The sequence below is a fragment of the Anaerobacillus alkalilacustris genome, from assembly GCF_001866005.1.
GTDB classification, from domain to species: Bacteria; Bacillota; Bacilli; order Bacillales; family Anaerobacillaceae; genus Anaerobacillus; species Anaerobacillus alkalilacustris.
This window is the reverse complement of record NZ_MLQR01000030.1, coordinates 1-15,159: the sequence shown is the minus strand read 5'-3', so window position 1 is coordinate 15,159 and position 15,159 is coordinate 1. Positions and strand designations below refer to the sequence as shown.

18 protein-coding genes are annotated in these 15,159 nt (G+C 34.2%); 13 read left to right on the top strand and 5 right to left on the bottom strand.

Annotated elements, in window-relative coordinates; genetic code table 11:
* The first annotated feature begins 73 nt into the window (after window positions 1-73).
* From xerA to BKP37_RS12600, 4 genes are read left to right on the top strand one after another with little or no spacing between them, the layout of a single operon-like run.
* The gene (gene xerA, locus BKP37_RS12615; protein WP_071309968.1) at window positions 74-1,072 is read left to right on the top strand and encodes a site-specific tyrosine recombinase/integron integrase; all 999 of its coding nucleotides are present in this window, start codon (window positions 74-76) and stop codon (window positions 1,070-1,072) included.
* Between the two features lie 46 nt (window positions 1,073-1,118).
* Complete coding sequence (locus BKP37_RS12610) at window positions 1,119-1,412, top strand: hemolysin XhlA family protein (protein WP_071309967.1); 294 nt, start codon at window positions 1,119-1,121, stop codon at window positions 1,410-1,412.
* A 20-nt stretch (window positions 1,413-1,432) separates the two neighbouring features.
* Entirely contained in the window at window positions 1,433-1,714 is a 282-nt protein-coding gene (locus tag BKP37_RS12605) for a phage holin (RefSeq protein ID WP_071309966.1), read from the top strand.
* Window positions 1,714-2,724, top strand: coding sequence for a peptidoglycan recognition protein family protein (locus BKP37_RS12600; RefSeq protein WP_071309965.1), 1,011 nt, complete (start codon window positions 1,714-1,716; stop codon window positions 2,722-2,724). The genes BKP37_RS12605 and BKP37_RS12600 overlap by 1 nt, the downstream gene beginning before the upstream one ends.
* 377 nt (window positions 2,725-3,101) lie before the next feature.
* On the opposite strand, the gene BKP37_RS20135 is transcribed toward BKP37_RS12600, so the two are convergent.
* Both BKP37_RS20135 and BKP37_RS12595 read right to left on the bottom strand, forming a co-directional pair.
* Window positions 3,102-3,263: a hypothetical protein gene (locus BKP37_RS20135; RefSeq protein ID WP_169823136.1), complete on the bottom strand. Its 162-nt coding sequence runs from the start codon at window positions 3,261-3,263 to the stop codon at window positions 3,102-3,104.
* Window positions 3,264-3,282: 19 nt separating this feature from the next.
* Window positions 3,283-3,924 (bottom strand): hypothetical protein, encoded by a 642-nt coding sequence (locus BKP37_RS12595; RefSeq protein WP_071309964.1) that lies wholly within the window; start codon window positions 3,922-3,924, stop codon window positions 3,283-3,285.
* A 253-nt stretch (window positions 3,925-4,177) separates the two neighbouring features.
* Between BKP37_RS12595 and BKP37_RS12590 the strand changes: the two genes are divergently transcribed.
* From BKP37_RS12590 to BKP37_RS12550, 9 genes are all read left to right on the top strand, one after another.
* The gene (locus BKP37_RS12590; RefSeq protein WP_071309963.1) at window positions 4,178-4,381 is read left to right on the top strand and encodes a helix-turn-helix transcriptional regulator; all 204 of its coding nucleotides are present in this window, start codon (window positions 4,178-4,180) and stop codon (window positions 4,379-4,381) included.
* A 183-nt stretch (window positions 4,382-4,564) separates the two neighbouring features.
* Window positions 4,565-4,795, top strand: a complete 231-nt coding sequence (locus BKP37_RS12585) for a hypothetical protein (RefSeq protein ID WP_071309962.1) — start codon at window positions 4,565-4,567, stop codon at window positions 4,793-4,795.
* 16 nt (window positions 4,796-4,811) lie between these two features.
* Window positions 4,812-5,636: a ParM/StbA family protein gene (locus tag BKP37_RS12580; RefSeq protein WP_071309961.1), complete on the top strand. Its 825-nt coding sequence runs from the start codon at window positions 4,812-4,814 to the stop codon at window positions 5,634-5,636.
* Window positions 5,633-5,830 carry a hypothetical protein gene (locus BKP37_RS12575; protein WP_071309960.1) on the top strand — a complete coding sequence of 66 codons (198 nt, stop codon included), beginning with the start codon at window positions 5,633-5,635 and terminating at the stop codon, window positions 5,828-5,830. Before BKP37_RS12580 ends, BKP37_RS12575 begins: the two co-directional genes overlap by 4 nt.
* Window positions 5,831-5,977: 147 nt before the next feature.
* Window positions 5,978-6,271 (top strand): hypothetical protein, encoded by a 294-nt coding sequence (locus BKP37_RS12570; protein ID WP_071309959.1) that lies wholly within the window; start codon window positions 5,978-5,980, stop codon window positions 6,269-6,271.
* A gap of 216 nt (window positions 6,272-6,487) precedes the next feature.
* On the top strand, window positions 6,488-6,901 hold the full coding sequence (locus BKP37_RS20540) for a hypothetical protein (protein ID WP_071309958.1): 414 nt from the start codon (window positions 6,488-6,490) through the stop codon (window positions 6,899-6,901).
* Between the two features lie 2 nt (window positions 6,902-6,903).
* The gene (locus BKP37_RS12560) at window positions 6,904-7,602 is read left to right on the top strand and encodes a M23 family metallopeptidase (RefSeq protein ID WP_071309957.1); all 699 of its coding nucleotides are present in this window, start codon (window positions 6,904-6,906) and stop codon (window positions 7,600-7,602) included.
* A gap of 127 nt (window positions 7,603-7,729) precedes the next feature.
* The gene (locus BKP37_RS12555; protein WP_071309956.1) at window positions 7,730-10,306 is read left to right on the top strand and encodes an ATP-binding protein; all 2,577 of its coding nucleotides are present in this window, start codon (window positions 7,730-7,732) and stop codon (window positions 10,304-10,306) included.
* A gap of 343 nt (window positions 10,307-10,649) precedes the next feature.
* Complete coding sequence (locus BKP37_RS12550; protein WP_071309955.1) at window positions 10,650-11,582, top strand: manganese-dependent inorganic pyrophosphatase; 933 nt, start codon at window positions 10,650-10,652, stop codon at window positions 11,580-11,582.
* A gap of 112 nt (window positions 11,583-11,694) precedes the next feature.
* Here BKP37_RS12550 and BKP37_RS12545 read toward each other — a convergent pair whose 3' ends face one another.
* The 3 genes from BKP37_RS12545 to BKP37_RS12535 all read right to left on the bottom strand — a co-directional run bounded on the left by BKP37_RS12545 (window position 11,695) and on the right by BKP37_RS12535 (window position 14,883).
* Complete coding sequence (locus BKP37_RS12545) at window positions 11,695-12,342, bottom strand: 3'-5' exonuclease (protein ID WP_071309954.1); 648 nt, start codon at window positions 12,340-12,342, stop codon at window positions 11,695-11,697.
* 661 nt (window positions 12,343-13,003) lie between these two features.
* The gene (locus BKP37_RS12540) at window positions 13,004-13,714 is read right to left on the bottom strand and encodes a class I SAM-dependent methyltransferase (protein WP_071309953.1); all 711 of its coding nucleotides are present in this window, start codon (window positions 13,712-13,714) and stop codon (window positions 13,004-13,006) included.
* Between the two features lie 140 nt (window positions 13,715-13,854).
* Window positions 13,855-14,883, bottom strand: a complete 1,029-nt coding sequence (locus BKP37_RS12535; RefSeq protein WP_071309952.1) for a ThiF family adenylyltransferase — start codon at window positions 14,881-14,883, stop codon at window positions 13,855-13,857.
* Between the last annotated feature and the right edge of the window lie 276 nt (window positions 14,884-15,159).

Sequence of the window (15,159 nt, the reverse complement as noted above, 5' to 3'; positions counted from 1 at the left end):
GGAATGCGTACCTACTTCTTTTCTGTTGTAGGACGTATTCAAAGCGAAATAACCTTTCCAGGGGGAATTGAATATGTTTGAGGTAAATGATACTGCCAGGCTTATGAATGACCTAGAAGTAGTCATAAGCACATTATTTCTTGATGTGGATCGCCGAAAGCTCGTAATTAGGTTAGAAGAGGTTTTATCTAATTACGAAATTCAAAGGAAAACAGAAACAGATATTGAGGGTGATCTGCAAGAAAAAATCGACATGTATTTGTCTGCAAGACAAATTGAAGGAATGTCTGATAAAACGTTAGAAGGCTACAAGCTTGAATTGAAATTGTTTTCTGAAAAAATTGATAAACCTATTGTACAAATTAACACAGCTGACATAAGGAAGTACCTCGCAAGTAATAGTAGCTGGATGATTAGTACTGTAGATAAAAAATTATCGGCTTTAAAAAGTTTTTTCGCTTGGATGGTTGAAGAGGAATTACTATTACGTAATCCAGCTGCTAAAATCAAGCCGCCAAAGAAGCCTAAACGATTACCAAAAGGGTTAAGTATCGAGGAAATGGAAATTGTACGTGACTCTTGTAAAGATCAACGAGAAAGAGCACTAATAGAAGTTTTGTATTCGACAGGTTGCCGATTATCCGAAATAGCTAATATTAAGACGACTGATATTAACTTACACGAAATGAAAATCCATGTGATTGGCAAAGGGGATAAAGAAAGGACAGTCTATCTATCGATAAAATCCATGCACCAATTACGTAAATATTTAAATAGCCGTAACGATGAATGTGAATATTTATTTGTTACCGAACGCAAACCGTATAGAAAAATGAGTAATCGAAATATACAAAGAATAATCGATAAGATTGAACAAAGATCTAACATATCAAAAAAGATAACCCCACATACATTCCGACATACATTTGGAACACTTGCAATGGAAAATGGAGCAGATCTCGCTGATGTTCAAAAATTACTAGGTCACGAGGACCCGAGCACTACTTTAGTCTATGCCCATGTTAGCGAAGAACGTAAGAAACAAGCGCACAAAAGATTTCATGTACAATGAGAGTTCCTTCGGGAGCTCTTTTTATTTTGTCAAAGGGGGTTAGCAGGTGAGCGAAGCTTTTGAAAAAGTACTAGATAAGCTTGTTGAAAGTTTTGACGATTTTAAAGAACGTCTAATCAGAATTGAGGAAAACGTAAGAGATGTTAAAAGTGTTAAAAGTGATGTTGAGGAATTGAAAATAAAGAATGCATCTTTAGAAAGTAAAGCAAGTAGCGCTCACAAAAGGCTTGATAAATTAGAAAATAATCAAACTTGGCTATGGCGCACGGTTATGGGGGGAATTATTGTAGGTGGAATTGGGTTATTGTTTTTCGTGGTACAAACATTTATCAAATCATAAAAAAACAAGGAGAGGGTAACATGAAAGTCAACTGGAAAGTACGATTTAAAAACCCACATTTTGTTGTGCAAGTTATTTTAGCTGTATTAGTTCCAATCCTTGCCTACATGGGGTTGTCTCTCGAAGATTTAACAACATGGAATATTCTCGGAAATGTAATCATCGAAGCTATTAAAAACCCTTATGTACTAGGATTAGTTGCGGTGTCAACTTACAACGCTATTAATGATCCAACTACAAAAGGATTTAGTGATAGCTTACAAGCTTTAACTTATACAGAACCAAGAGAGGATGAAAAATAATGGCAGTTAAAAATAAATATCAAATTGAAAAAAGGTATATTAGCAATTTAGCAAACCGTAATCAGGAAAAAGTAATTGGTCCACGTTATGGTGCAGCTCATGAAACAGCAAACAACTCAGCTGACGCCGACACTCATGTAAGGTACTTTCAAAATCACAGTGTACGAGCGTCCTATCATCAGTTGGTAGATTCAAAGTCAATCATTGAGATTATTCCACTTAATGAAAAGGCTCTCCATATCCAACGTCAAAATGACCGTCAAACGCTTAATCTAGGTAAAGCTAATGATCATGCTATTGCTATTAGTTTATGCCGTACAGGCGAATTTGCTGAGGCTTATGATCGTTATGTGTGGGCATGGGCTAAGGTATGTGCAGAAAATGGTTGGGATCCTTTTGCTAAAATTACTGCACATCGTTTCGAAGATCCAGGTAGACGCTCAGACCCTCAAAGTTGGTTGGAACCAAATGGTGTGACGTGGAACCAATTCCTAACTGATGTTAAGAAATATGCAGATGCCTGGGAAGGAGAGGCTGAAATTAAAAAGCCTTCACAAGTAAAAGTGGTTGTTGAAACAGGTAGTGAAAATATTATCCGTCATGGGGATAAAGGGGAACACGTCAAACGAATGCAAAAAGAACTTACTGCAGCGGGATTCGACTTACCTCGTTGGGGAGCTGATGGGCACTTTGGTGATGAAACAGAGGTAGCTCTAAGAGCATTTCAACGAGCAGCAGGAATTACAGTTGATGGTCTTTTCGGACCACAATCAGCAAATGCATTAGAAACTTTTAAACAAAATAAACCACAGTACACAAGACTTTTACGTTTACAATCACCATTTATGCGTGGCGAAGATGTTAAAGCAGCACAAATTAAATTAGGAGTTAAATCAGATGGAATTTACGGTCCTATAACAGAAAGAGCTGTTCGTGAATATCAACGTAGACATCGATTAACTGTGGATGGAATTGTTGGTCCGCAAACTTGGGGTCATATGTTTGGATAAAATTTATAAGCCCTTGCCTTAATTGGTGAGGGCTAAATTTTAATAAAACAACTGAGGTTTTATCATTGTCATGACACTAACGTGTTATAGCTAAATAATGTCCATATGAGTTCTCATTAATTGAAATAATGAGAACATGGCCGGTCTACATGAGTTCTCGGAAAATAAACCACCTTCAACCCTTGGTACAACAGCAAAAATAATTAATGAGAACGTGGAGGTAAAACCCCAACTACTATATAAGAGACAACTACAATTTGAATTAAAATTTCAATCTGAAATAATTAGCTAATTACTTTTCTATAAAAATGTCAGTATATCTCTCAGTTTTTAAAGAAAATTGTAATGATTTAGTCAAAAAGCCCCGGATACCGGGGCTATTCTGATATTTTCTTATTTACTTTTAAAAATCCTATGCCAGACAATAATGCAGTAATGGCCCCTATTGCCGCCGCAATTCCTATGTCACCATACATCATAACTGACATAAGTAAACCTAAAGAACCTAAAGCAATTAAAAGAATAGCTATTAATTTCATATTATCTCCTTATCTCCTTTTATTTTAGATTTACGGTAAAGTCAATTTTTTCACCAACATTTTCCCAATCAGCATTCATAGGGGCCCCAATAATTATTCTTACCCACTCAATATCTTCTGCTACAGATTTTTCTAGGATAAAAAATTGAGAACCAGATTTTTTTACTGCACCAATAAATTCGCCATCAATGTGTTCGGATAACCACATGTCGGATTCAAGTTGTTCTCCTGTATTTGTTGTAATTGTTGCTTGTGCGGGAAAGAACGTGATATTTTCTTCTGATGTGTTTTCTACTTCCATGTCAATTTGAATGTAATTAATAAAATCTTTTTCCAAAAAGGAAGCAAGATCACCTTTTAGGTCGCCAGTTGATGTATTCACTTGTGAAATATTAAAAATGATTGGTCCGGTTTCTTGTGTTTCAATATCACTAGCTCTAGAAATTAATGTGAATTTTCCACCTTCGTTTTCAATAACGTCACCTACAGAGTGTTCGAATCCATCGTCATTAACTTCTTCTGGTAAAACCTCTTCTTGTTCTTCCTCTTGATTTACACCTTCTTCATTTTCAACTTCTGTTTCTGTAGGTTCTTCAGTCGTTCCGCATGCTGATACAACTAATAATAGAGCAGCAAGTAAAAATAATAATCTTTTTTTCAATGTAATTCCCCCATTCTTTATTGTACATGCAACATTATACTATTTACCCAAAATAAGGAAATGGTTTCGACAAACTTAGACATAAAATAATTTTAACCCCTCTTGTGAGGGGCTATCTAACTCCTTTGGTGTTATTTAGTTCTTACTATATGTATATGCACGAATACCTAAAAATTGCCTGTCCCTAAAATTTTTTTGAAGGGAAAAGCAATTTTATTATCGAAACCATAATATATAAGAAGGAGGGAGTATATTGTCTATAAAAAATCGATTAAAAGAATTTAGGCACGATAAAAGAATGAACCAAACTGAGTTTGCAAGTTTTTTGGGGATAAACATATCTCAATACAGTAGATATGAAACTCAAAAGATGCAACCAAATTTGGAAACAGCTTTGGAAATTAGCGAAAAATTAAACGTTACAGTAAATTCAATATTTCAGAGGGTCTCAGAATAACGAGATCCTCTTTTTTTATAGTCTTACTTTAATGGATATTAACGTTTTTGTAAGGTGTAAAATATATTTTTTAATGGACAGGCAATTTCTAGGCATACGCACATATAGTGTTATTACAAGAGTAATAAAAAGCTTGATAATAACAAAAGAATTATTACAACAGTAATAAAAGGAGTGAGTTTAATGATAACTACAACAATTTTAAAAATCGCTTTAAGAGATAGTTGGTCGAAAACAGATGAAGAAACTATCAAAAACACAATTAACCTATTAGAAAAGTGGAGTGAATTAATTGAAATATTAGAAAGAAACGACGCAGATCCAAACTTTGTTGCTGAATGTATTTATTTACAAATTGATGATTATGACAAATTAAATGTTGATTTAATAAGTTTTCTTGAAAAAGCAAATTAAAGGAGGAGTGGGTTTAATGATTTTAGGCATCGATGCAGGTAACTATGAAGTGAAAGTAATGGGGCCTTACGGTCCTTATAAGTTCCTTTCATGTTTAGGAGAATGGAGAAAAAGAAAACTAGAACAAACTTTTTCGAAAGATGATATGGAATACTATTTCGAAGGTAAAAGAGGGTTCGCTGGAACGCTTGCAAAATATGAGTCTGAGTTTATAAGGTCTAGAATGGGTGATACAAAAGCTCATGAAGATGCAAGATTACGAGTCCTATTAGCTATCCACAGATATAGTGATGCTTTTGAACATTCTGTTGTGGTAGGTCAACCGATAGAAAAGCATGATCATATTGAAAAGAATGCTATCAAAGAAATGCTTCGAGGTAGACACGAACTAGAAGTTAACGGCGTCACAAAAACAATTGTTATTCGCCGTGTGGAGGTGGCGGCTGAGGGAGCAGCTTCATTTTGGTGCCAACCAGAGTTAGGTATTGTTCGAATTATCGATATTGGGTCAGGTACGGTAAATGGAGCTACTCTAAATGATAAGAGGTATATAGATAAAGAAGCTTTTACTCTTAATTATGGGATGAACACAAATAAAAGTAATGATTTAGAATCTTTAGCAGAGTCGATTATAACTAAAGCTAATAAATGGGGGCGACAAGATTTTGTCAGATTAATCGGAGGTTCGGCAGAAATGTTAGCTCCTTATTTAAAAAAATATTTTAATAATTTAAGTGTTTTTGAACCAACTATATTTGAAGGAAATTCATACAAGCTTGTCCACCCAGTATATGCAAATTCTATTGGGTTTTATGAGATAGCAAGGAGTGTATTTAAATGAGAGTAGTTAAAAGTATTTCATTTAATAAAGCGGATCCTTACGAAAACAAAATGATTAGTCACTTTAAGCAATATCCAAACTTCTCAAATTATGTGAAACGATTAATTCAAAAAGATATGGAGGGGATAGCAACCCCATTTAAACAAGATATGAAAACAGATGAAAATGACAACTTAATGGAAATGATGATATAGAGAAAAATGGTAATACCGGTAATACCAATTTGAGTAAAAAAATAACCCTTTCGGGGAATTTAGCTACTAACGCTACGCCTGTTAATAGCTATATGCGAATACCTCTGAAAAAATGCAAGTCTAAAACATTTTAGGAAGTGAATTTTTATGAGTAAAAATAAAGTGATTAAGTCTGTCTCCTTCAATCAAAAAAACGCAGATGATGAACTAATTTTGAAGCACGTAAAACGAAGGAATTTTACCGCTTATGTTAAAAAACTAATCCTGGAAGATATAAATATAAATCAAAAAGTTGAAACAAAAGCGACAATGATCGAAGTAAATAAACCAGTTGAAAAAGATAACATTAGAAAATTAACTGTTGCAGAAAAGTTAGAATTAAAAAAGAAGGAAATAAAAAAACGAGCGATAAGCCGCCCGTTTATCCCACAAAAAGATTAACTAAAGTTCCGATTGCGATGCCAGCTCCAACTGCAATGATGATATGCATTTTACAGTCATCCTTTCATTGTAGAGTGTTATTAGTTTTTCCTGAAATCAAAAAGATATTAGGGGGATTTAAGTGAAAACTTTGATGATTGTTGGATATCTTCTTATGAAAATTTGGCATGAAAAAGAATTGATGAAAGTTTATCCGATTTTAAGGGGGAGTAGAAAATGAAAAAAATTAAAGTTGTTAAAAAATTCGATTTTAAAAGTCGTGAATTTTACTCACTTGAAAATAAAAGCAGTAAAAAAATAATGAAAAGAGTATTAACTGCAGCAGGTCCGGCATTATTTTTATTATCCCCAAAAACGTTGGCTGATGGTACTGCTCCAGCTGTAGTTGCTGTAGTTGCTCCAGAAGAAACTTTAACTGATGCCGAAACTACATTCAAAGATATTTATGATGCGATTATGGGGATTTTTGACGCTGGTGTGGTGTTAGTAATTATATTCGCTGGGGCTGCATGGGCACTTGGGCATCGTACAAAAGCGATTGAAATAGTGATAGGGGTATGTTGTGGTTACTTGCTTGCAAGGCACGCAATTGATATAAGAGACTTTCTTAAATCAATCGGGAGCAAATAGACATGGAATTAGTAGGCAGTCAATATAAGATCAGACTAACATCAAAGTTCGGAGAAGTGTCTGAAGTGAGAAATTTTCGCCCGCATACTGGAATTGATTTAGGTTTAAGTGAGGGGACAGAATTAAAAAGTATTACACCTGGGGTTGTTGAACGTTTAACGCCAGAAAATACACCGTTAGGTAACGGAATAATTATTAGAGGCGATGACGGTAACGCCTATGTATACGGCCACTTAAAAGAGATACACGTTTCACCAGGACAACGAATAGAATTCGGTGAATTTATTGGGTTAAGTGGTAATACTGGCACGAGTACGACAGGACCTCATTTACATTTTGCCGTACAAACACCGAACGGCGAGTTCATTGATCCAGCGCCTTTAGCAGATACGTTAGCTGATCTAACTGGAGATAAAGGATTTTTAGATGGTGTAAAAACATTTTTTGAAAATGGGCAAGTGGATCAATACGATAAAGGCGACAATGTAGTTTTAGATTATCTTGGGAAAAAGGTTGGTGAAGGTTTAATTTATATATGGGATTGGTTTGTGGTTAGTTTACCTGACATTGTCGGTTACAGTACTATCTTGGCTGGTGTAGTCATCATTTTAGGAAGCATGGTAAAACGTGGTGGTGCTATTAAAGTTTTATTAGCCTATGCAGCTTTTCTTATCTTAGCTTTATGTATATTGATTTACTAAGAGGAGGAATAAAAATGACAGCTTTTATGATTGGTATTGGTGTTTTTGCTTGGGGAATGGGTGCTGGAGCTTTATTGCATGAAACTGATTTGTTAAAAATACATGTAGTTAGAAAGTTGGGTAAAAAATGATTAAAGGAGATAACTTTATTGTAGATATTGACAATCCTTATTTACCAACAGTCAGTAACAACTTACCTGGGCCGGCTAAGGTTTACCGGCCTAGAAAGATTGTGGAAGCGTGGCCAGAACCCTGGTATAACAAATTTTTAAAAGTTAAAGCGATTAAATTAAGCGATGTAGTAAAGATAGAAATAAATAAAATGGTGGTTTATCGCATTATTCCTCATACGAATGTTTCCAACAACAATAAGAGGCTTTGGAAAACTATCCACAAGATGTATGAGATGTATGAAAGTTTAGGTAGTCGTAGAGAAAGAGAAGGCTTTAAATTTACATTTCGTGAAAAAGACTACTTTTGGTTTGATGTGATCTTTAAACAAGAAAAAGGAGAGAAAAGGCTTGAATTTTACGTAGCGACTAGTGAGTTTCAAGCCAAAAAGTTAAAACGTAAGTTAGAAAATAAAATGAGCATTACGATGAAAGAAGCTGATATAAAAGATTTACACGTACCAATAGAAAATACCATCGTTCAAGAAATGAAATATTTAAAGCATGACATATTTAGCTTAAATACAAATACCAACGATACCAAGACACCTATTTCTGGTTTAATGAATACGATCGATGAATTAACAGATGATGGCGACATGGTAAGAGTGAGTGTTTGTAACGAAGTAGAAAACAGAAAAAAATGGGTTAAGAATGCTCAATGGGCATTTGAAAAGTTATCGAAGGGGAAAGTTCCTCAACGAGCGACATTAAACGGTGGTCGCGTCGCAAATGGCGTAAAAGTAGGGATTGCAGCAGTAGTAAATGAAATCAATGATCTATTAGTGGATACATTCCAAGCGTTCAGCAACGTTTTCTTTAAGAGTGAAAAAGAATTTAAAAAAGAAAAAGTCATCAATAAAGCACATTCGATTGAGGATGAAGTTGGAACTAATCGAATTAGCCATGATAAAGCATACTTACCAGTATTTAAAAGTCATATTCGTATTTTTGCTCATTCGTCAGATCGACTAGTAAGAGATTCGTTGTCTGAAACACCTTCACTTTCATTAACTGATTTAACAGATACAAATGAACTCCAAGGGATTACTGTTAATTTTAATAGAAGAAGAGTAGAGATCATCGAAGAAGTGAACAACCTTCAATTAACACTAAAAACAAAACTTGACGCAAATGTAAATTTAATTAGTACAGATGAAATGAGTAAATTAGCATTAATGATGCCTAACAAAGAATTACAACGAAAATATGATGATGCACTCAGTGTGAAAAAGAAAGTGGAAACAGACATACCAAGTATTGTACGTGAAGATACGTGTTTACACGTTGGAGTTTCAGAATATAAAGATCAAGAAATCGAAGTAGGAGTACCGACTAAGGATAAAGATAGCTTTTATTCGGGATATACATTCATTGGTAAGCAAGGATCAGGAAAAGATAATCTACTCCAGAACTTTGTTCGTGAAGGCAATCTAAATCATGGCATATCGTTTGTTATCCCTGACTGGATATGCCAAGAGGGTCATAAAGGTATGGCGGATGGGATAAGAGATTTAATTCCTCCTGAAAAAGTAATCGATTTAGATTTATCGAACGAAGAATGGATTATACCGTTAGACTTAACCGATGTCATGAATAAAATTGGTCGCAAAGGAACGAGCGTATTTGCTACTGAAATGGTTGATTTTTTAAACTTAGGAGATTTAACAAGAGCCAAGAAAATCTTAATGGAAGCAAGCAAAGCGAGTGGTGGATCACTCTTTAACATCAAACGATTAATTGAAGATGAGGAATATCGCTTCGAGATTATCGAACAACTAGAGGAAAAAGGGAATTTGCGTTTAGCACAAGACTTAATGCAATGGGGAGATAACAAAGAATTAGGGACCAAAGCTGATCCTATCCTAGATCGATTGACTATGTTTTTTGGTGATGATAATCTGTATGATATTTTTGCTCAACCACCAAAAAAAGAAGTTGATTTTGAAAAGTGGATGAAAGAAGGAAAAGTAATTATCGTACGTATGCCTAGACGAAAAATCGGGAATGCAGCAAAAGTTTTAGTTCACTGGCTTACGTTAAAAGTATTAATGACTCGCATGTTAATGAGTGAAGAGCATAAAGAAAAACATGGTTGTTTCATGATTTTTAATGAACCAGAGCAAGTTGAAACGAGAGGCTTAGCAGAATTAATGGGACGGATCGCAACGGAAGGACGTAAAGAGAGGTTAGGCAGTATATTCGCATTTCACCATTGGAATAAGCTACCTGATTATTTACAAGAAAACCTAATCAGTGGTGGAGTTAATCAATTTTTGATGGCTAATGACAACAAAAAAACATTCGAAAAAGCAAAAGAACGTCTAGAGCCTTTATTTACTGTAGAACAAGCGATGGAAACACCGAAACATTATTCAATCTGTTTATTAAATGGAAAAGAAGTAATATCTCCATTCTTAGTGCATTTAGCACCGCCGATCCCAATAGAAAAAAGATATGATAATTCATTCTTAACCAAACGTCATGCTCAAATATTCGGTAGACATTGGAAAGAGTTGCAGCAAGTTTTATAAGATTATATTTTCTGTTAAAATGTGATTATATCAACGTTTTATAATTACGACCTTACGAGTGGTTCGGGCAACTTATGACCGGTCCACAGCTTATTGCGCACTTAGCGCAAATTGATACGTGGCTCAGAAAGTATAAAGTACAGATAAAAGAATAAAGAGAAGCAACTAGTGAAGAAATAACTTCGCTGGTTGCTTTTTCTCTTCGTGGTCATTGGGTCTTTTATAAAATAGAAAATAGTGAAAAAAATTACTACATAATGTAAAATACAGTTTAGACAAATTGTATTTTTTTCGATAGAATAGGTGCTATCGATATAAAATTTAATCATTAAGGAGTAGAGAAATGGAAAAGGTACTTATTTTTGGTCATAAAAACCCAGATACAGACACAATCTGTTCAGCAATTGCTTATGCAGATTTAAAAGTGAAATTAGGATTGAATGCTGAGCCAGTCCGTTTAGGTGATGTTAATGGAGAAACTCAGTTTGCATTGGACTATTTTAAAGCAGAAGCACCACGTTTAGTTAAAACTGTTGCAAATGAAGTTAATCAGGTGATTTTAGTAGATCATAATGAATTTCAACAAAGTGTAGAGGATATTGAAAAAGTTCGTGTGTTAGAAGTTATTGACCATCACCGTATCGCTAACTTTCAAACAAGTGACCCATTATATTACCGTGCAGAGCCAGTTGGTTGTACAGCAACTATTTTAAATAAAATTTATAAAGAGAAAGGCATTAAGATTGAAAAAGAAATTGCAGGATTGATGTTATCAGCAATTATCTCTGACTCTTTATTATTTAAGTCTCCAACATGTACTGACGAAGATGTACAAGCAGCGCATGAATTAGCAGAACTTGCAGGGGTGGATGCTAATTCATATGGCTTAGAAATGCTAAAAGCAGGAGCGAATTTAAGTGACAAGACTGTAGCTCAATTAATTTCACTTGATGCTAAAGAATTTCAAATGGGTAATTACAAGGTTGAAATTGCTCAAGTAAATGCTGTTGATACAAATGATGTACTAGTTCGTCAAGAGGAATTAGAAGCAACACTAAATGCAGAAATCGAGAAGAAAAACTTAGATTTATTTGTATTGGTTGTTACCGATATTTTAAATAGTAATTCAGTGGCATTAGCTTTAGGAAATAAAACAAATGCAGTGGAAGAAGCTTATAATGTTACATTAATTAATAACACAGCTCTTCTTGAAGGCGTTGTTTCTCGTAAAAAGCAAATTGTACCTGTGTTAACGGATATTCTTAGTAGAGCATAATGTCGAATTTGTCTAGTCTAACTTTGCTTCATCTCCTTATGTATTCTTTTATACAAGATGTTATCAAAACTACATATGAGTGAGGTAAATGATAAAAATAAAACAACAACCGCTAGCTGGTTGTTGTTTTATTTTTATCGTTTACTTTTAACGCTTTATTAAGTTGAATGGTTTCCTTAATTTTTTTGGATTGCTGAAAGATTTCCTTTTTAGTAACTATGTTTTTGTCTAATTTTATTTGATCGATAAACTTTATTAGTAAATGAGCTGTATTAATGGCATCATCTATCCCTCTATGAGCTTTTCCTATAGGGTCAACTTCAGCTATACTTAAAGCGTTTTTCAAACCTAATTGACTATTGTTGTTAGTTGTAATGATTTTTCCTATTTGCTTTTGAATATCATTATAATTTTTAAACCAGTCTAGTTTAATTTTATTACGAATGCATTGATTGATGATATGTGACTTATCATCTTTACCCCAGGAGCATAGGTAGTAATTGTCCCCTATCCATTGAGTAAATTGTTGCATACCTTTTTTGAAAGGTATTGCTTTATCAAGATCTTCTTTTTTCATTTTAATAAACTTTCGAGTGCTTTTTGAAACGTAACCGCTTTTAGGTGATATGTAAACTTGAAACTGATCAACAATCCTTTTGGAATTTAAGTCAATTTTACAAGCGCCGATCTCAACAATTTCGCTAAGTTGACCTTTCCTAAATCGTTTAACTAATTCTAGGTCATAAACTATTACATTCAATGTAAATCTCCCCTTCAACTGTTGTTTATGTATGATTACTTTTCCCGAGTTTTCATGACAAAATTATAACCGTTTTGCCGATTTTTTTTAGACGTTAGTTTGTCTGTTTTTACATAATCAGAATCTATAAATTTCTAACTTGGAAACTGTCTAGCTCCAGGCGCCATCGGCTCGATCACTTCAGACCTTCTCTTTCGGTCAAAAACCCGACCGCTACGAGCAGGTCTTCCAGTGTTTGTCGCCGATAGGCGGGCGCCTTGCGCTTTTCTTATGTTGAATTAAAATTAACATATTTAAGATGTATTTTAAATATATGGATAAGAAAAAGTGCGTGGCATTTTGAGTATATTAAATAAAAGAAAGCAATTTCCCAAGTCTCTAAAGCTACTGACCTCAATTACTGCATGAAATACATCCTAGAGTAGCTACATGCATTTTTCCTCCAACGGCTACTCGTCTCACAAAACACTACTTCGGAGTAATTTATTATGAAGTAAAGTTAGTAGACACAGAAGCATTTTTTCCTTTTTGAGTTATGACCAAGTTGTTGTGCTTTTCTATAAGCAGAAAAAACACATTCGAATTCGAATGTGTTTTAATAAATACGGTTTTAGTAATTATGAAATTCACTCAGTTAAGTGTAATAGGGAATAAAGCGAAATTATTTAGTGCATTTAAAAATACGATAAGTTAACCTATCTTTAAATTTCTCCATTATATGAACATGACTTTCTAAGATAGTAAACAATGTTGGGTCAATGTAAGGTGAAGGGTCATTTTCTTCTGAAGCAAAGTGTTGATAATTTACATTCTCGTCATGTTCCACAATAACAGTTGAAAAACCTGCATTGGTAAAGTGATTCGTCCATTCATTTTCAGTTAGTATTTTCTGTATACCGTAAACGTTTTGTATTTCAGCTTTTTCAAATGGATTTAAGTCTTTAGTAGTGATCATTTCAATGGAAATAAGTTTTGCATTAGGTTTCAACACACGATAAAGCTCAGGTAATGATAGATCGATACTTGTAAACGCCAGAACAGACTCGGCGAGTATAAGATCGAAATTATCGTCATTAAAAGGGAGTGCTTCAGCATTCGCCTTAAGTAGATTAATTTGTAATTTTTTATTATTAAAGCGTTTTTTTGCTTTTTCAACCATAGTTGAATGGGCATCAAGGGAGGTAACCTTACATTTGTAGTTTTTGGCTAGAAAAGCAGACGATTGTCCTGTACCACAACCGATATCAAGAACATGCATTTCTTTATTAATGTTTTCCTTTGAAAGAATAGATTTCGATAAATTTGATCCACCGGGGTGTGCACTACTAATACCGAGCTCGGCTAACAAATCAGTATAATTTAATTTCCTCATCTGAATAATATCACCTTTCATTCGTTTGTTGTTAACTTATGCAAAAGTGATAAGAAATGTTAGGGTAACTTAAAAAACTAAACTCGTAGTAATAAGCTTAGTGAATTTGAAATTTAGTTATTCATAACAATGAACGGAATCTAATCTCCTACTAAGGTTGAATAAAGTCGTTTTGCGATAGTTTGATCATTAGTACCTTGAATAAAAAGGCGTCCATTTGTAAATAAAGAAAGTTGATATTCGTCATAGGTTAACCTTAATAAATATGGCGTTTGTATTAGTGTACCTAAATGGCCCCATTTTGGTACGAAATCGTTAAAATCGATCTTTCTTTCGTCTGTGGGGCTAATTTGAATTGAATCTCGCCCGCATAAGGATGAAACAAAGTAACCGCGGTTAGGTTTTGATAGGAATTCAAAATTTCTTTTTTGACAACAGGGACAGGTTTCATTTAGGGATAGTTGAAACGGAAATAAATCAAAATCATTTTTCCAAACATCAATTTGCAGCATTTCCTCTCTAATATAAGTCTCATCCTCAATTAAGAGTTTCAATGCTTCAGTAATTTGATAGGATGCAATGACATGTACAACAGTACTTAATACACCAAGTGTGTCACACGTTTCTCCATGCCCATTTTCTACATTAGGAAATAAACAACGAAAGCAAGGTGTTCGATTTGGAATTATCGTAGTTGTCATCCCTCTTGAGTGAACAACACCGCCATAAATCCAAGGTATCCCTAATTTAATACTTACGTCATTAATTAAGAACCTTGTTTGCATATTATCGGTTCCATCTAAAATTAAATGAGATCCTTCTACAATTGCTTCGATGTTGTTAGCGTTTATATCCTCTATGTAAGAAACAATGGTAACAGTCGAATTTATAGCAGTTAACTTCTCCTTTGCAGCAACAACTTTTGGTTTATGTTCACGGGCATCGCTCTCATCAAAAAGCATTTGTCGTTGTAAATTACTTTCTTCGACAAAGTCTCGATCAACTATTCTTATTTCTCCGACGCCAGCTCGAACTAGGTGATTGGCAAGTGCTGTACCTAAGGCACCGATCCCAATTATTGTAACAACTTTTTGCTGGAGCTTTTCTTGATCTTTTTTTCCTTCTGGCCAAAATAATAGTTGGCGTGAATATTTATTCGTGCTGCCCATATTGAACTCATCCTCTATTAGTAAATTTTCACTAGTGTTGCACTAATTTTGTTTTACTATTAAAAACATTCGAAATCTTCAATAAATTATTTTATGCAAAGAAAAAGTCCTTTATAATGGATAAGTCAGGTGGTAACCCGTCCAAATCCACTAATAAAGGACACATCTCATGGACAAGATTACACGAAAAACTTCATTTGGACAATGGTTTTCACCAATAAATCTTGAATTATTTGAAGAACAGGTGAAAACACTGAAATTAGATTTTTATACGAA

Bases quoted from the DNA above. Each gene is read 5' to 3' on its own strand.
- BKP37_RS12555 (WP_071309956.1), top strand. From the start codon at position 7,730: ATGATTAAAGGAGATAACTTTATTGTAGATATTGACAATCCTTATTTA.
- BKP37_RS12540 (WP_071309953.1), bottom strand. From the start codon at position 13,714: ATGAGGAAATTAAATTATACTGATTTGTTAGCCGAGCTCGGTATTAGT.
- xerA (WP_071309968.1), top strand. From the start codon at position 74: ATGTTTGAGGTAAATGATACTGCCAGGCTTATGAATGACCTAGAAGTA.
- BKP37_RS20540 (WP_071309958.1), top strand. From the start codon at position 6,488: ATGAAAAAAATTAAAGTTGTTAAAAAATTCGATTTTAAAAGTCGTGAA.
- BKP37_RS12570 (WP_071309959.1), top strand. From the start codon at position 5,978: ATGAGTAAAAATAAAGTGATTAAGTCTGTCTCCTTCAATCAAAAAAAC.
- BKP37_RS12585 (WP_071309962.1), top strand. From the start codon at position 4,565: ATGATAACTACAACAATTTTAAAAATCGCTTTAAGAGATAGTTGGTCG.
- BKP37_RS12580 (WP_071309961.1), top strand. From the start codon at position 4,812: ATGATTTTAGGCATCGATGCAGGTAACTATGAAGTGAAAGTAATGGGG.
- BKP37_RS12605 (WP_071309966.1), top strand. From the start codon at position 1,433: ATGAAAGTCAACTGGAAAGTACGATTTAAAAACCCACATTTTGTTGTG.
- BKP37_RS12560 (WP_071309957.1), top strand. From the start codon at position 6,904: ATGGAATTAGTAGGCAGTCAATATAAGATCAGACTAACATCAAAGTTC.
- BKP37_RS12535 (WP_071309952.1), bottom strand. From the start codon at position 14,883: ATGGGCAGCACGAATAAATATTCACGCCAACTATTATTTTGGCCAGAA.
- BKP37_RS20135 (WP_169823136.1), bottom strand. From the start codon at position 3,263: ATGAAATTAATAGCTATTCTTTTAATTGCTTTAGGTTCTTTAGGTTTA.
- BKP37_RS12600 (WP_071309965.1), top strand. From the start codon at position 1,714: ATGGCAGTTAAAAATAAATATCAAATTGAAAAAAGGTATATTAGCAAT.
- BKP37_RS12575 (WP_071309960.1), top strand. From the start codon at position 5,633: ATGAGAGTAGTTAAAAGTATTTCATTTAATAAAGCGGATCCTTACGAA.
- BKP37_RS12550 (WP_071309955.1), top strand. From the start codon at position 10,650: ATGGAAAAGGTACTTATTTTTGGTCATAAAAACCCAGATACAGACACA.